Genomic DNA, 14,418 nt, shown 5'->3' on the forward strand with positions numbered 1-14,418 from the left:
TTACCTCCTTTTTAGTGCGAAGATCAACCCAACGATTAGCAAGCCAAGGAGGAGGAGCTTTAAGGCTGTAGAATGTTCGCTGGAAGCGTCCGTTGAGAAGTTTGCTCCTTGGGTGGGAGTAGCCGGTGCGGTAGTACTCTGGACAGGGTTTAGGGGTGTCCTTGTTTTCTGGGTTTCAACGGGTTCGAGGGTTATTGAGACATTCCTGCTTTCCCCAGCATTGAGGTATACAGAAACAATCTCGTTCTGGTAACCATTCAGTGAGACTTCAATGGTGTGGCTTCCGGGCTTTAGCGTAAGCCTGCACGGACTCGTGCAGGTGGTGTTTTTGATCCTGACAAGGGCTCCGGCGGGTTTAGTTTCAATCCTCAGGGAGGGGAGGCGCTTTAGGGCCACTCTTAGGGTTCTGGACTCGTTTGGGGTGAGGAGTACGCTGAGGTTCTCCGCGACGTAGCCATTGGCCGATACTAGAATCTGGTGCTCACCAGGCGAAAGCGTCACACTCGTGTTGTTGACGGTTCTACCGTCTATAACAACCAGAGCGTCCTCTGGTGTAGTGTGGAGTGTTAATCTCGCGGGGTGGGGTTTTAGTGTGAGGTTAATAGTGCTCACTTCGGGTATTCTGAAGCGTTTGATGGCCCCGCTCTCATTAGTGAATGCTGTGATCATGTACTCTCCAGCGGGCAAGTAAAACACTTCCCCTGAATGACCGTGTGCTACCGCGCTCCCGTTAATCACGATTTCTGCAGGTGTTGGGCTCGTGCTCACAATGAGCTTGTAAAGTTTCACGCTCTCTTCTTTAACCTTAATGAGGTTTAAGGCTGTTTTAAGGCTGTATGTGATGCTGTACCGTTTCCTGGGTTTGAGCTGGATTACGGCGGTTAAGAGAGTGTGGTTAACGCCCACGCTCAGGTTGTACACGTCCAGTTTGGGAACGTGCTCAATCCTGATGACGTCTCCCTCTTCAGTCACTCCCGTCACGTTGTAAAAGTCCTCTGGTATTGTTGGGAGGATGAGTTTAAATGGCGTGACCATTGAAGCCGCGCTCATGCTGAAGAGGTACCCCACAACGTAATCCACATCAGCATTCACATTCACTAAGGACAAAGGCGTAACAAAACTCGCGTTCTTGAGTCCAACACCACTAACCCCAAATGGCCCTGCTATAGTGTAGAACAAGTACTCTAGTTTCCCTGTGATGTTCTGTTTCCTGCCCTTGAGGTAGCAGGGCAGTATAGTATTGTTCAAGTGTAGTTTGGCCACATTATTATCCACGTCCTCAAGGCTCATTGGGTAGGGTTTTGTAGTTCCATAGCCTGGCCCTACCCCTCCTCCGCATCCCCCTATGAGGCCGAGGCTTGGCGTGCCATTGAGTTTCGGGTATGCCCTCCATTGGTTGTATGTGACTTTAACGCCGAGGATTGTGGTGTTTCCTCTAACGAGATCTTTTAGCTTGGCCTCTTCAAACTCCACTTCGACGAGTCTCGACCCGTTCACGAAGACTCTCGCTTCAAGTTTGACCGCTCCTTCTGTTCTAACGGTGTAGTTGCCGGTGGGCAAAACGAGGACAACAGGTGCCTTGAAGGTTCCTACACCATCAATCGTGACTCTTTTGATCCCCTTAATGCTCATGACTCCGTATGCAGTGTTGCCAGCATTGACGTTGGGGCACAAGGCAAACAGGAGAACTCCAAGCAGGAGCAGTCCTTTTAGCTTCATTTTCTCAGCCTCCGGATGAGTGATGTGATGAGAAGGGTGATTCCAAGGATGAGGTAGTATTTAAGCGGCGTGTCAGGTGCTCTCCCAGTCTCTTCCTTTGGGAATTGAATGTTCGTTTCATAAAGAACGAACCCGTAGGGCCAGTACTCTTTGGAGAAGTCCAGCTTCTTGTTCATTTCAGCAGAGTAGTGGTTGTACGTGCTGGGGCAGATTATCCCGAGGGCGATGAATTCTGGGGAGGTAATGGTATCGAGGGATATTGCGAGGCCTGTGTCAAAATCATAGATTGTCCATGAGATTCCTGTAAGGGCCAAGTTCCCGTGTTTTGTGGTCGTTAGGGAAAGGGTTCCCAGGGATACTTTCACTTGGGGCGGATGGAACTTTTTAACGAAGGTTATCACGGTCTTTTTGGACTCGAAGCTTACGTTGGACACTTTGAGGTCGTTACATGCGAAGGCGCGTTCTCTGAGGGGTTTACAGTTCAGGAAAATTTTTCCCTTGGGGGGCAGGTTTGATGTGCTGATGAAGAATGAGGGCATTCCAATGCGCGTGCCGTTCAGGTAGTAGTAGCCATCAGTGAGGTTCAACAGGAGCGTTCTTGAAAGGGTTAGGCTTTTTATTGGCTTGGAGCGCCCAAGTGTGGCATTCCTGAACTCCAGTGTAATGTTCACAAGTGCTGAGGAGTTGGTGACGTTGTAAAGCCTGATGGTCAGGAAGGTGGGTCCGTAAGTATCAACGTCAAAAAGTGCATCGTGCTTTATGTAATCGCCAACATAAGGCCTGAACTTGATAATATCTTTGGGGGGCATTAGGGAGGGTAATAGGAGATTAAAGCCCTTCTCGTCCTCACCTTCCCCTGGGAAAATCGCGTACGTCACGTACGTTCCGTTTTTGAACCAGGAGGGTGGAGTAAAGGCACTGGCCTGGGGGGATAGGAGGAGAAAAATGAAAAATGCGGGTGATGTTTTAATGACTCTCACGGTCCATTTTTGGTTTTTGAATCTTCTTTCCATTCGTTTACCTCCTTCTTAGCGCAAATCCTAGCCCAAGGATTAGCAAGCCAAGGAGGAGGAGCTTTAAGATGGTAGAATGTTCACTGGAAGCGTCCGTTGAGAAGTTTGCTCCTTGGGTGGGAGTAGCCGGTGCGGTAGTACTCTGGACAGGGTTTAGGGGTGTGGTGGTCTTCTGGGTTTTAATGGGTTTGAGAGTTATTGAGACGTTCTTGCTCTCTCCAGCAGTTAGGTACACGGAAGCAGTCTCGTTCTGGTAACCATTCAGTGAGACTTCAATGGTGTGGCTTCCGGGCTTTAGCGTAAGCTTGCATGGGCTCGTGCAGGTGGTGTTTTTGATCCTGACGAGGGCTCCAGCGGGTTTAGTTTCAATCCTAAGGGAGGGAAGGCGCTTTAGGATTACTCTCAAGGTTCTGGACTCGTTTGGGGAAAGCACTATGGAGATATTGTCTGGTACGTACCCGCTGGCTGAGGCGTAAATCCAGTGCTCGCCCGGGGCAAGAGTGAGGGTGGTGTTTTCGACTGGCTTGCCGTCAACGGTTATGGAAGCGTTCTTGGGGGTGATGTTGAGGATTAGCATCGCGGGTAGCGGCTTCAGGGTGAGTTCGACCTCTGAAGTTTCTGGGAGTGAAAAGTTCTTTACTGCTCCGCTCCCGTTGGCGAATGCCGTCACCTTGTAGTTTCCTTTTGGTAGATACAGTGTTGTGGGGCTTGTGCCGTTTGCCACTAGGATTCCGTCAGTGATAATGAACTTGGCGTTCTCGGGTTTTGTGGAGATTCTGAGATTGTAGAGTTCGGCGGGTTCTTCTTTAACTGTTATTAGCTTCTTTGCGGTTTTCAGGTGGTACTTGATTGCGTACTTCTCCCTTGGTTTGAGTTTGACAACCGCCGTCAGAAGAGTGTGGTTGACGCCGACGCTCAGGTTATAAGTGTCTATCTTTGGAATATGGTCTATTATAAGGGTACCCCCGTAGTAATCCACGGCGGTGACGTTGTAAATATCATGGGGAATCACGGGCAGGATTAGGGTGAAGGGAGTCACCATCGAGGCAGCGCTGACGTTGTAGAGGTAGCCCTCCACGTAGGGCACATCAGAAGTTACTTTAACGGAGGAGAGTGGGGGTATGAAGCTTGTGTTTTTGAGCGATGTTCCGAAGGTTCCAAAGGGACCCACAATCGTGTAGAAGATGTACTCTAGTTTTCCGCTTATGTCTTGAGTACTGTTCTGCAGGTAACAGGGCATTATAGTGCCGTTGATGGTGAGCTTTGCAATGGTGTCCCCAACGTCCTCAAGGGTCATCGGCAGGGGTCTGTCCGTGTAATAAAATGGACTCCATACCTCTCCGCACCCGCGTATCCGAGGGTGGAGGCTTGGTGGGGAGTTGTACTTTGGGTGATTCTTCCACCAGTCGTACGTCACTTTAACGCCGAGGATCGTGAGGTTTCCCTCCACCAACTCATCAGGCATAGCTGTGCTGAATTCCACCCTCACGAGTTTTGAAGTGCTGACGAAGACTTTGGCCTCAAGCCCAACTTGACCCTCCGCGGTTACGGTGTAGTTCCCTACTGGAAGGACGAGAGTTATTGGGGTGTTAAAAACTCCAACGCCGTGAACTTCAACCGTGAGGTTGGCCCCTTCTATCGTGAGGACACCGTAAGCAGAGCTGGCCAGTGCTCTCTGTGCTGTGGGATTGAAGATGGCAGTCAACAGCAACCCCATTAAAAATAGCCTCTTCACTTTCTCCACCTCCGGGTGAGTGATGCGGTGAGAATAATCAACCCAGCGAGCAGGTAGTACTTGAGGATTGTATCCGGAGTTCTTCCGATCCTCTCCTCCGGGAACTTGATGTTCGTCTCATAAAGAACGAACTCGTAAGGCCAGTACTCCCTGGAGAAGTCGATTTTATCGTTCATCTCCGCGGAGTAATGGTTAAAGATGTGCCCTTTCACCACGCCGAGGGTGTAGAGTTCGGGATATGGCAAGTCCCCAATTGAGACCGCCACGCCGGTGTCGATGTCATAGAGAGAGTCCATGCCAATGGACGAGCTCAGATAACCCTTTTTCTGGTAGAGTATTGGTTGCCTGTTTGATTTGACTCCTATCAACGGCGGGTGGAAGGTTTTAACGAATGTGTGCACGAGCTTGCCCTGGGTGAAGGTTACGTTGCTCACCTCAAGGTCACCAACCAGCGTGAAACCGTGCCTCCTCAGTATTGATGCTTTGTAAAGCAGATCCTTCCTCTCCGGAAGGTGGTAGGGAAGGATGAAGAATGAAGGTCGACCTATTTTAGTGCCGTTGAGGTAGTAATACCCGTCCGTCACATTCAGGAAAAGCCTTCCACGGAGGGTTAAAGAGCTGACAGTGCAATGCAAGGTGGGAGTGAAGTTGGTCAGCGTTAATGTAACCACAACCACAGCGGAAGAATTCGTCACGTTCGTGAGGTTAAACGTCACAAAAATCGGACCGAAAACGGACAAACCATAGAGAGGATATTCACTGCCTGAGTTCTCTATCTTGGCTTTGAGTTTTTGGCAGGAGTTGGGGCCATTTTCGAGCACGTCGATGAAAGCATTCAGGGTTTCATCAGAGAGCTTGCTGGGAGTGTAGAAGAGCATGTTGGGATAGCCTTCGTACTTCTCTTTCCCTGGTAGCACCGCGTACGTCACGTACGTTCCGTTTTTGAACCAGGAGGGTGGAGTGAATGCACTAACCGGGGAGGAGAAAAGAATAAAAATGAAAAGAAGCGAAAAAGCTCTGGCCTTCAAAGGTTCACCTCCTGGCGTCGGGGCCACAGATGAGGGATTCTTGCGTAAACTTGGGATTTCTTTCCTGTTTCTGGGTCAATGTATGTAATCCAAGCTCCGGCTTCACTTAGGTCATCTTTCACGTATTTACCGTTTTCAAGCACTGTAACATCCTGAGCATTCACCACGAAGCGAGGTGATCTGTGGTTCGGAGTCGGGTCTATGATTATGCGAACGAAGCTTCCGTTGCAGACGAGAACCTTGGCGTGGACGCCGACCCAGACGAGCTTAGAAGCGCCCCAGCTCTTCTCATCAACGTCGTGGTCCCAGACTTCTTTGCAGGGTGATGTTGCTGTGGGGACCAGCGGTCTCCATGCTGACACCAACCCGAAGAGGAGTCCCCCGAGCAGGAGAACTCCGAGCAGTTTCCTTGACCTCATGGTGCCACCCCACTGCCCCAGCGGGCAGTCCTAACTATGTTCAAAAGTATATAAGTTTTTTTAGAAAACAAAATAATTTACACACAATATGAATAATTAAGGACATACATGAATACTGTTGTTCCGTAGATACTGACTTTTAATGGTCACAAAGTAACAATAGATGTTCCAGTGGGGGCCCACATCAGGCCGAGGGTTGGTTTCAACGTAATTCATTGAGGAGACAATGTTGCATTAAGTACGCATACTGAGATCACCACCGCCTTCGGGCATCATGATTTGGGAAGCATGTGTCGGGTTTCCACTCTGTATTACTCTAATTCATAGTTATTAATTGGAATATTCTAAATTGGCACTATGATATTTCTGGAAAACAGAAATTCTTAAATATGCAATTTTTTCTTCAGATGTATGTGGTGATCAGAGATGACTAGGATTGTTTTCACACTGGACGAGACCCTGACGAGCACGTACCACGACGTCCCCCTGCTTGACTTTCTCGGCTGTGCGCCCTACGACAAACTCCCCAAGTGGGTCTTCCGGGTAATGGACACCCAGCTCCCGGATGAAGACGGCATCTTACTCCAAGCGCCCTACGGCCTCCGGAAGGTCGAGGCGGCGCTCCTCCGGGAGGGATTTGCGAGGGATGAAGTGGTTGTGGCGCACCCACGGAAGGTAGAGGGGTTCATAGGAGAGGACACGACGATAGTTTCCCTCTACGAGATGGACCCCCTCGGCCTCGGTCCGGTAAGCATGATGTTCACCAACGGCGGCCAGTGGGGGAACTACACCCGCGTTAAGTTCAGGGAGCTAGTTGAGAGGATAAACGCGGTAAGGGAAAAGAAGAACTTGGACTTCAAGCTCGTTGTCGGCGGCCCTGGAGCGTGGCAGCTTGACTTCAGGAAGGACGAGAGGGAAATGCTGAGGATAGACCACGTCGTCATAGGGGAGGCCGACCACGTTGCTGGAAGACTTTTCAGGGAGATAGAGGCTGGAAGCGCCGACGCGACGATAGTGATCAGGGACTGGCCGAGGGTGGAGGAGATACCCACTATCGTGGCCCCCTCCTACAAGGGGCTCGTGGAGGTCATGCGGGGTTGTGGGCGGGGCTGCCGCTTCTGCGAGCCAAACCTGAGGGTTGCGCGCTTTATACCCCCTGAGAAAATCGAGGCTGAGATAGCGCTCAACGTCAGGTCTGGAATAGACCACGCATGGCTGCACAGTGAGGACATCTTTCTATACATGGTCGAGGACAGGAGGAACTTCTACCCCAACGTGGATGCCGTGGTTGAGCTCTTTGAGACCGCGAGGAAGTACACAAGAAACGTGAACCCTACCCACGGAACCGTTGCGGCGGCGCTGGCTGCGCCTGGCATGATAGAGGCTATCTCGGGCATCGTTGACGCCGGTCCAAACCACTGGGTCGGCATACAGGTCGGCTTTGAAACCGCCGCCCCGGAGCTTATCGGCAGGTACATGAACAACAAGATGAAGCCGTTCTCTCCCGAGGAGTGGCCGTGGGTTCTGCTCAACGGAACCTACGTCTTCAACAAAAACTACTGGTTCCCCGCGTACACGACGATACTCGGTCTGCCCGGTGATACGGACGAGTACGAGATAGAAACGGCCCGGCTGATTGTCACGATGGAGAGGGAGCTTGAGGCTAGGCTCGGCGAAATGGCTCACTTCACGGTGACCCCGCTTGCCTTCGTGCCCATGGGACTCCTGAGGGGCGAGGAGTTCTACCGCATCGAGGACATGATCACCTACGGCCAGTTCCTCCACCTCTACTACGCCTGGAAGCACCTGGCGAAGGAGGTCATGCGCGGGTTGCCCAAGCTCCTCCGTGGAAACCCGTTCCTGATTCCCTTCTATCCGCTCGCGCGCTTTGGTGTGAGGGTCGTCCTCAGGCAGATAGAGAAGTGGGGTAGAAAGAAGGGCTACGAAGTCAAACCCCTCGAACCGCTCGATTTGCACATCGAGGTTGATGAGCACAGATGGTACGGCCAGCCGAGTCTTGTCGAGGCTTATTAGGTCTTTATCTCCTCGTATTTCTTCTTCATCAGAATTGCATCGCCCTCGATGTTCGGGCTCTCGCTTATGACTACGCCCTTGACCCTGAACTCCTTGAGGACCCTCAGCAGGTCTTCCCAGTTCATGTCGCTCTCCTGGAGGTTCAGGTGGTTCCTCTCGCCCTTCGAGGTGTAGTTTATGCCGCTTATGTGGATGTGCATGTTGTCCAGGGCTTCCCTGCCGAGCCTGTCCTCCATAAAGCTCAGCATCTCGCGCCACTCCTCGGCGGTGTTGAACTTTCCGACGTTCCTGGCGTGGCAGTGGGCGAAGTCTATCGTCGGCAGAACCATCTCGACCTCTTCGCTCAGCCTTACCAGCTCCCTGAGGTCTCCGAACTGGGTCGGCTTGCCGGTCAGCTCGGGCCTTACCCACACCTCGATGCCCCTGTCCTGGAGGCTGTTCACTATATCCTTGATCTCGCCCTTTATCCTCTCGTAGACCTTCTCTGGATCCTGCTTGAGGTAGTAGCCTGCGTGAAAAACAACGCTCCAGCCGCCTGCGTCGTGAAGCCGTTCGGCGCTCTGGATTATCCTCTTCTTGCTGGCCTCGACCTTGGATTTCTCCGCCGCGTTCAGGTTGATGTAGTACGGCGCGTGGGCCGTCAGGAGAACGTCGTGCTTTCTGGCGACGTGTTTTATCTTCTTGGCCAGCTCCGGCCTCAGATTAACGCCTCTGACGAACTCAAGCTCCATCGCATCGAGGCCGAGGTTTCTTACGTGGGCTATCCCGTCTATAGTTGAGCGCTTTGGGGTTGAGATGGGTATCCCGGCCGTTCCGAAGCGCAGCCTGTCAACTTTAAACATGCTCACCACCCAAAAGAATTAGGGAAACCTAACTCATAAACCTATCGTTCTATTGACTCCCCGAGTATCTCTTCGAGCCTCGCCAGGCTCTCGTCCAGCTCCCTCTCCAGGTGCTCAAGTTTGCGCTTGAGCTTCCGTATCTCGGCCTCCTTCTCCTCGATGAGCCTCTGAATCTCCCAGATTTCCTTCTTCCTGGCATCTCCGTCCGCCAGAATCCGGTCTCTTTTCCTTTCGAGTTCGGAAAGCTTCTCCCTCTCCCTCTCGATGGCGTCTGCCCTTTCCTTGAGGTTCTCCATCAGCCACTGGGCGGTTTTCCTGTACTTGCCGTCGAGCCTGGGGTACAGCCTCTGGAGCAGGGAAATGAATTCGTCCGGCTTTCTGAGGGCTACCGAACTGTCCCCCACGAGTTCGTCTGCTATCGGTTCATGGAGGCGCATCCGCTTTATCGGCTTCTGGAGCTTTGATGCCTTTGAGCGAACCTCCATCTCGGCAGTTCTGAGCGAGGAGGAGAGATTTTTTATGTCCTCCTCAAGCCTCTGTAGGCCGTGTTCCCTGTAGAATTCATCCAGCTCTCTTTCTTTTTCCTTCAGCTCCCTCCCCAGCTCTAGCTTTTCCCTCTCCGCGGTGGCAATGTTTTCCTTTGTCTTTTCTACCTCCGAGATGAGTTCCCTGACTCTGAGGTCTGGCAGGCCTTTTCTGCCCAGTTCGTTGTAGTATTTCACGTAATCCTCGTTGAGCTCCTTCAGCAGGCGGTTGATGGCGTAGACGTCCTTCTCGAAGATTAGGAGGAGGTACTTTCCATGTCCCACGTGGAGCTTGGCTAGATCAGGAAGGCGCTTTCCGAGGTCGTCCATGGTCTCTATGCTGGCCAGCGCGTTTCTCAATGCCGTGACGTAGTTCTTCTTCTCCGCGATGACGATTTTCTTTATGTTGTCGTCCACGTTCCCGGGAACGTCCTTCTTCTCCAGGGAGTCTATTTTCTTCAGAATCTCCCGGATTTTCTTCTTAAGGTGCTCCCTGTACTTCTTCCTGACCTTTTCAACCTCTTTCTCGGCCTTCTTTTTCCGCTTTTCGTACTCATCAAGCGCTCGTTCCAGTCTCAACTCTCTCCCATCCTCTAACTTTTCCCCTCATGTAGATTCCAACGAGAACCGCCACCGCCACGTCCGCAAGGGCGAGCAGGAACTTCGCGAAGACATCTATGTCGGATATCGTGAGTATGGCCATCGCGTACCTGGTCGTCAGGTCGATGGTTATCCAGAGCGCGGGCATCAGGAGGAGCGCCGAAACGTAGTACCATATGTGGTAGTCCTTCCGGAGGTACGCCTGTATGCTCTTCCCCATTATCATCACGGAGATTCCGATTATCAGCGGGGCCGCTATGGCGTTTATGTAGATGAGCGTTGCCAGGAGCGGCGTTCCGGGCCAGCCGCCTATTATCTCCTTGGCGTACTCCTCCAGTCTGAAGTAGGCGTTTATGGCGCCGCCGCTGATTATGAGGGCACCCGCGATGACGGATATGACGAAGATGAACTGCTTCGCTATGGTCTCCCTGACGTTGAAGCGGAAGCCCTTGGTGAAGAAGTAGCCGCCTATCAGGAGGAGTATTGTTCCGGTTATCGTGGCGGAGACTATCTTGACGCTGTCAGGGTACCAGACCCCTATCAGCCTTGCAATTCCATACAGCAGGAGTATCATTCCGGGAATGCCGAGGACTACCTTTGCCACCTCTGGATCACTTAGTATCTCCCTCATGTAGCGATAGATGATGTAGTAGGTCGTTTCTATGCCCTCACTCTGTTTGACCACGACGCGGTGGGAGCTTATTATCGGCACCTTCGAGGTTATTATCGGGAATATCTGCTCGTCCTCGGCGCCGTCGGTGACGGTGATAACCCCATCGGCCGGAAACCTCTCAAGGACGAGCTCCAGCTGCCTGGCGAGCTCCAGGTCGCTCTTGACGCCCACCTTGGGATGTCCGGTTATCAGGGCCACCTGAACGTCTTCAAACTCGCCGCTCTCCTTCAGCTCACCATAAAGCTTAACGGCCGCGTAAACGACGTTGGCGTCGCTGTCCTCGGGGTCGGCAAGGCTGAGCTTTAGGGCGGCGTCGATGCAGGCGTCTCGCCCGATGACCGGCCCCTCCACGCCGGCCTTTGTCCCGAAATCGTCGTCGCGGTCTATAGCGAGAATCAGTGCTTTAATATCAACCACCCCTCACCTTCTCCATCACCGATTTTACCTTGTCCTCCATGCCTCTGTCCTTGTCGCGCCGGTCGTCTATTCTTACGGTCGTTGAAACCCTGGAAGCACCGAGTTTGAAGATCAATTCGTGCGCCTCCTCTATTATATCGAAAGCTTCCCTCACGGTCGGGACTTCTATTATAGTTGCCATCGGCGTCAGTTGATATTTAACTCCCTTCCTCTCTAAAAGCTTTACTACCTCTGCAACGTACCTGCTCAGGCTCTTCTCTCCCAGGGGCACTATCACGAACTCGACGATCACCATCTTCGACACCCGACTTAACTTCCTTCGGCAATTTTTTAAGCCTTACGGGAAAGATAAATAACCCTTCCCACCTTAGAAGTCAATGGTGAAGAGGATGTACAAAATTAAGGATGAATGGGGAGAGTTCCTCGTCAGGCTCGCGAGGAGTGCAATAGAGGAGTACGTCAGAAATGGAAGGACGATAGAGCCTCCCGAGGACACGCCCCCCGAGCTGTGGGAGAAAATGGGCGTCTTCGTGACCCTCAACAAACGCCATGCGCCGCCCCAGATGGCCCTCCGCGGATGCATCGGCTTCCCTCTCCCTATATATCCGCTCGTCGAGGCCACGATAAAGGCGGCCATCTACGCCGCCGTCGACGATCCGCGCTTCCCGCCCGTGAGGGAAAGCGAGCTGGACGACCTGGTTATCGAGGTGAGCGTCCTGACACCCCCCGAATTAATCGAGGGCCCGCCGGAGGAAAGGCCGAAGAAGATAAAGGTCGGCCGCGATGGGTTGATAATTGAGAAGGGCATCTATTCCGGCCTGTTGCTCCCGCAGGTGCCGATAGAGTGGGGCTGGGACGAGGAGGAGTTCTTAGCCCAGACCTGCTGGAAGGCCGGCCTTCCGCCCGACTGCTGGCTGGATGAGGACACGAAGGTTTACCGCTTCACGGCAGAGATATTTGAAGAGGAAAAACCGGGAGGGCCGGTCAAAAGGAAGCCGCTGGTTTAGCCCTTTCTCAATTTTGCAATGAAGAATCCGTTGCAGTCGTGTCTGTGAGTCCACGCTCTGAAAACCCTATCGCCGATTTCAAGGAAGCCCCTATCGCCCCAGCTGAAGTCGTAGTCCATCAGTTCAAGCCCGACCCTCTCAACCGCGAAGAGGACGTTCTCCTCGTCCTCGTCGATCCTTATCGAGCACGTCGAGTAGGTCATCTCCCCGCCTTCCCTGAGGTTCTCGTAGGCGTTGCGGAGCATGTTCCTCTGGACGTTTATGATGCGCTTTATCTTCTTCTCATCGAAGCGCCACTTCACCTCCGGGAACTGCCGGTAGGTTCCGGAGCTTGAGCACGGCGCGTCGAGGATGATTCTGTCGAACTTGGCCTTGTCTTTAAAGCTCTGGCCGTCTGCATGAACAAGTTTGACGTTTTTGATTCCGAGCAGCTTCATCTTCTCCTTCATGCGCATGAGCCTGTCGTAGGAGTAATCAACCGCGATTATCTCCCCTTTGTTCTCCATCAGCGCCGCCGCGTGGAAAGTTTTGCTTCCCGGTGCGGCTGCTAAGTCCAGAACCCTCTCGCCGGGTTCGGGGGCCAGTACGTGGGCAACGTAGGCAGAGGCCAGATCCTGGATAACGAACTTCCCTTCCCTGTACCAGTCGAGCCTCGTTACCGGAGTTTTGTATTCGAGTATCTTCAGGACGTCCGGAACTGGGGTTAAGGCCGTCCTCACGCCGTTCTCCTCAAGGTAGTCCCTCAGCGAGTCCACGTCGGTCTTAAGGGTGTTTGCTCTGACGTAGTACCTCTGGGGCCTGTTGTTGCTCAGGAGTAACCTAACCGCCTCATCGTAGCCCAAAAGCTCCACCGCGTACTCGACGTACCAGCGGGGATGGGAGAAGCGGACGGAGAGCCATTCTATCCTGTCCTTCTCCTTGAGCCTTTTCAGGGCTTTCTCCACGTCGAACTTCTCTATCGAGTGCATGAGCGCGTTCACGAACTTCGCCCTTGAGAAATCAAAGCGCTCCTTGACGACCCTGATTATTGAATCGGTCGCCACAGCCGGCGGCACTTTCCTGAAGTGGATTTCAAAGGTGCCTATCCTCAGAAGGTTGGCCAGGTATGGGTCAAGGTCTTCCACCCTCGAACCCTTTAGGACGGAGTTGATTATGAAGTCTATCTTGGCGCGCCACTTCTCTATCTCGAAGACGTAGGCATGAGCCAATCCCCGCGCCTTGTCCCGGTCTCTACCAGACACCTTCTTGAAGACCCGCTCAAGGGCGTGCTTCGATGAGAGCTCGCGCTCCTCAACCAAGCTTAACGCGTCCGCCACCACTTCCTGAAAGCTCACGCGGTAAAACAGCTCCATGGACGGGGCTTTGCGGGGGGAGTTTAAAAAGGTGGTGGTGTGTGCATGAGTATGCAACTCTTTTACTCGGGCTTCTTTTGATGAGTTCTCATTGTAAGACTAAACTCTGAAAAAATTTATCCTCGAAAAAAAAAGGAAAAGCAATTACTAATAGTAAATAGAAATGCTTATAAGGAAAAATAGTCCTATTTGTAATGCAAAATTAGATTGGAGGTGAACAATGTGAAATGGAAACCGTTGTTGGTTATTCTGCTGGCGCTTATAGTTAGCTCGATTCCTACAAATGGCATAGTAGCTGCGGCGTATACACACATAGATGAAGGCAATGGTCCGATACGCACATTTTCTTATGGATCTATGAGCACTAGAGCAGCGATGATCATATCGGTTGATGGAGAGGATCCTAACTTCGGTGCCCAAATTGGTAATGTCTTTGAGTTGTCTGTGGGTATCACCCCGTCAATAGAGGAAAATAATTGTTACCCAGGATCGGCTTGTTTTGTGCCACATAACCAGAAAATAGTGCTACAAAACACCTGGTACAATCCTTCGGATGTTGAATTTGTGGTTCTGTGGGTCGGAGACAATAGTGGTGATGGTTTGGGACCCTATAAGGATTTGGTTGTTTTGGCAACGAATTGGCTCAAGACACTTTTAGACAGGTTTATTCCTTACGCTTCTCAGATACTAGACAGTATCAAATTACTGACAACACGTCAATACGAACCTAACTCATATTATGGGAAGAACAGTATCACTATATACCCCGGGAATTCCAATAGTGCAGGTGTGATTCTTTGGGTTAGAGCGCTTAATTACCAGGATTATTTGAGACGGCATCCTTCCCAGAAAATTTTTAAATACAAAATTACAGCAGCTGCCAGTAGTGACATTTATTATAGGTACTCGTATTCATGGGTATCTGGCATCCCTTCGAAACCCGGTGTAGATGCGAACGGGATTTATCCCCAGCTGGTAGAAACTAAGTATGTTGGAAGGGTGTATACATCGACCACCTTTGAAATAACCTTCAGGAGAAATCTTTGAAAATGCTG

At 51.9% G+C, this 14,418-nt stretch carries 13 protein-coding genes; 3 read left to right on the top strand and 10 right to left on the bottom strand.

From position 1 onward, the window contains the following. Genes E3E51_RS07325 through E3E51_RS07345 form a run of 5 tightly spaced genes read right to left on the bottom strand, consistent with a single transcriptional unit; the run spans nt 1 to nt 5,914 of the window. Nucleotides 1-1,719: a PEGA domain-containing protein gene (locus E3E51_RS07325; protein ID WP_167912487.1), complete on the bottom strand. Its 1,719-nt coding sequence runs from the start codon at nt 1,717-1,719 to the stop codon at nt 1-3. Beyond that, the gene (locus E3E51_RS07330) at nt 1,716-2,732 is read right to left on the bottom strand and encodes a hypothetical protein (RefSeq protein ID WP_167912488.1); all 1,017 of its coding nucleotides are present in this window, start codon (nt 2,730-2,732) and stop codon (nt 1,716-1,718) included. Before E3E51_RS07330 ends, E3E51_RS07325 begins: the two co-directional genes overlap by 4 nt. 4 nt (nt 2,733-2,736) lie before the next feature. After that, nucleotides 2,737-4,467: a PEGA domain-containing protein gene (locus E3E51_RS13315; protein ID WP_167912489.1), complete on the bottom strand. Its 1,731-nt coding sequence runs from the start codon at nt 4,465-4,467 to the stop codon at nt 2,737-2,739. Next, on the bottom strand, nt 4,464-5,495 hold the full coding sequence (locus E3E51_RS07340) for a hypothetical protein (RefSeq protein ID WP_167912490.1): 1,032 nt from the start codon (nt 5,493-5,495) through the stop codon (nt 4,464-4,466). Before E3E51_RS07340 ends, E3E51_RS13315 begins: the two co-directional genes overlap by 4 nt. Then, nucleotides 5,492-5,914: a hypothetical protein gene (locus tag E3E51_RS07345; RefSeq protein ID WP_167912491.1), complete on the bottom strand. Its 423-nt coding sequence runs from the start codon at nt 5,912-5,914 to the stop codon at nt 5,492-5,494. Before E3E51_RS07345 ends, E3E51_RS07340 begins: the two co-directional genes overlap by 4 nt. 426 nt (nt 5,915-6,340) lie before the next feature. On the opposite strand from E3E51_RS07345, the gene E3E51_RS07350 reads away from it, so the two are divergent. Then, entirely contained in the window at nt 6,341-7,948 is a 1,608-nt protein-coding gene (locus E3E51_RS07350; protein ID WP_167912492.1) for a radical SAM protein, read from the top strand. Here the strand turns inward: E3E51_RS07350 and E3E51_RS07355 are convergent. Genes E3E51_RS07355 through E3E51_RS07370 form a run of 4 tightly spaced genes read right to left on the bottom strand, consistent with a single transcriptional unit; the run spans nt 7,945 to nt 11,299 of the window. Beyond that, the gene (locus tag E3E51_RS07355; protein ID WP_167912658.1) at nt 7,945-8,790 is read right to left on the bottom strand and encodes a deoxyribonuclease IV; all 846 of its coding nucleotides are present in this window, start codon (nt 8,788-8,790) and stop codon (nt 7,945-7,947) included. The two genes, E3E51_RS07350 and E3E51_RS07355, sit on opposite strands and share 4 nt — an antisense overlap. A 41-nt stretch (nt 8,791-8,831) precedes the next feature. Continuing rightward, nucleotides 8,832-9,893 carry a hypothetical protein gene (locus tag E3E51_RS07360; RefSeq protein ID WP_167912493.1) on the bottom strand — a complete coding sequence of 354 codons (1,062 nt, stop codon included), beginning with the start codon at nt 9,891-9,893 and terminating at the stop codon, nt 8,832-8,834. Further along, nucleotides 9,871-11,004 (bottom strand): DUF373 family protein, encoded by a 1,134-nt coding sequence (locus tag E3E51_RS07365; RefSeq protein ID WP_346765956.1) that lies wholly within the window; start codon nt 11,002-11,004, stop codon nt 9,871-9,873. The genes E3E51_RS07360 and E3E51_RS07365 overlap by 23 nt, the downstream gene beginning before the upstream one ends. Continuing rightward, on the bottom strand, nt 10,997-11,299 hold the full coding sequence (locus tag E3E51_RS07370; RefSeq protein WP_167912659.1) for an MTH1187 family thiamine-binding protein: 303 nt from the start codon (nt 11,297-11,299) through the stop codon (nt 10,997-10,999). Before E3E51_RS07370 ends, E3E51_RS07365 begins: the two co-directional genes overlap by 8 nt. Before the next feature lie 94 nt (nt 11,300-11,393). Here E3E51_RS07370 and E3E51_RS07375 point away from each other — a divergent pair, with 94 nt between their 5' ends. Next, on the top strand, nt 11,394-12,011 hold the full coding sequence (locus tag E3E51_RS07375) for a TIGR00296 family protein (RefSeq protein ID WP_167912661.1): 618 nt from the start codon (nt 11,394-11,396) through the stop codon (nt 12,009-12,011). On the opposite strand, the gene E3E51_RS07380 is transcribed toward E3E51_RS07375, so the two are convergent. Next, nucleotides 12,008-13,363 carry an RsmB/NOP family class I SAM-dependent RNA methyltransferase gene (locus E3E51_RS07380; RefSeq protein ID WP_167912494.1) on the bottom strand — a complete coding sequence of 452 codons (1,356 nt, stop codon included), beginning with the start codon at nt 13,361-13,363 and terminating at the stop codon, nt 12,008-12,010. The two genes, E3E51_RS07375 and E3E51_RS07380, sit on opposite strands and share 4 nt — an antisense overlap. A 222-nt stretch (nt 13,364-13,585) precedes the next feature. Here E3E51_RS07380 and E3E51_RS07385 point away from each other — a divergent pair, with 222 nt between their 5' ends. Further along, on the top strand, nt 13,586-14,410 hold the full coding sequence (locus E3E51_RS07385) for a hypothetical protein (RefSeq protein WP_167912495.1): 825 nt from the start codon (nt 13,586-13,588) through the stop codon (nt 14,408-14,410). Nucleotides 14,411-14,418: the final 8 nt, after the last annotated feature.

The sequence above is a fragment of the Thermococcus sp. 21S7 genome (genome assembly GCF_012027615.1).
In the GTDB taxonomy this organism is placed as follows: Archaea; Methanobacteriota_B; Thermococci; order Thermococcales; family Thermococcaceae; genus Thermococcus.

What these genes read in the sequence shown, in the direction of transcription:
- E3E51_RS07325 (WP_167912487.1), bottom strand. Translation starts at nt 1,719, where the DNA reads ATGAAGCTAAAAGGACTGCTCCTGCTTGGAGTTCTCCTGTTTGCCTTG.
- E3E51_RS07330 (WP_167912488.1), bottom strand. Translation starts at nt 2,732, where the DNA reads ATGGAAAGAAGATTCAAAAACCAAAAATGGACCGTGAGAGTCATTAAA.
- E3E51_RS07345 (WP_167912491.1), bottom strand. Translation starts at nt 5,914, where the DNA reads ATGAGGTCAAGGAAACTGCTCGGAGTTCTCCTGCTCGGGGGACTCCTC.
- E3E51_RS07350 (WP_167912492.1), top strand. Translation starts at nt 6,341, where the DNA reads ATGACTAGGATTGTTTTCACACTGGACGAGACCCTGACGAGCACGTAC.
- E3E51_RS07355 (WP_167912658.1), bottom strand. Translation starts at nt 8,790, where the DNA reads ATGTTTAAAGTTGACAGGCTGCGCTTCGGAACGGCCGGGATACCCATC.
- E3E51_RS07370 (WP_167912659.1), bottom strand. Translation starts at nt 11,299, where the DNA reads ATGGTGATCGTCGAGTTCGTGATAGTGCCCCTGGGAGAGAAGAGCCTG.
- E3E51_RS07375 (WP_167912661.1), top strand. Translation starts at nt 11,394, where the DNA reads ATGTACAAAATTAAGGATGAATGGGGAGAGTTCCTCGTCAGGCTCGCG.
- E3E51_RS07380 (WP_167912494.1), bottom strand. Translation starts at nt 13,363, where the DNA reads ATGGAGCTGTTTTACCGCGTGAGCTTTCAGGAAGTGGTGGCGGACGCG.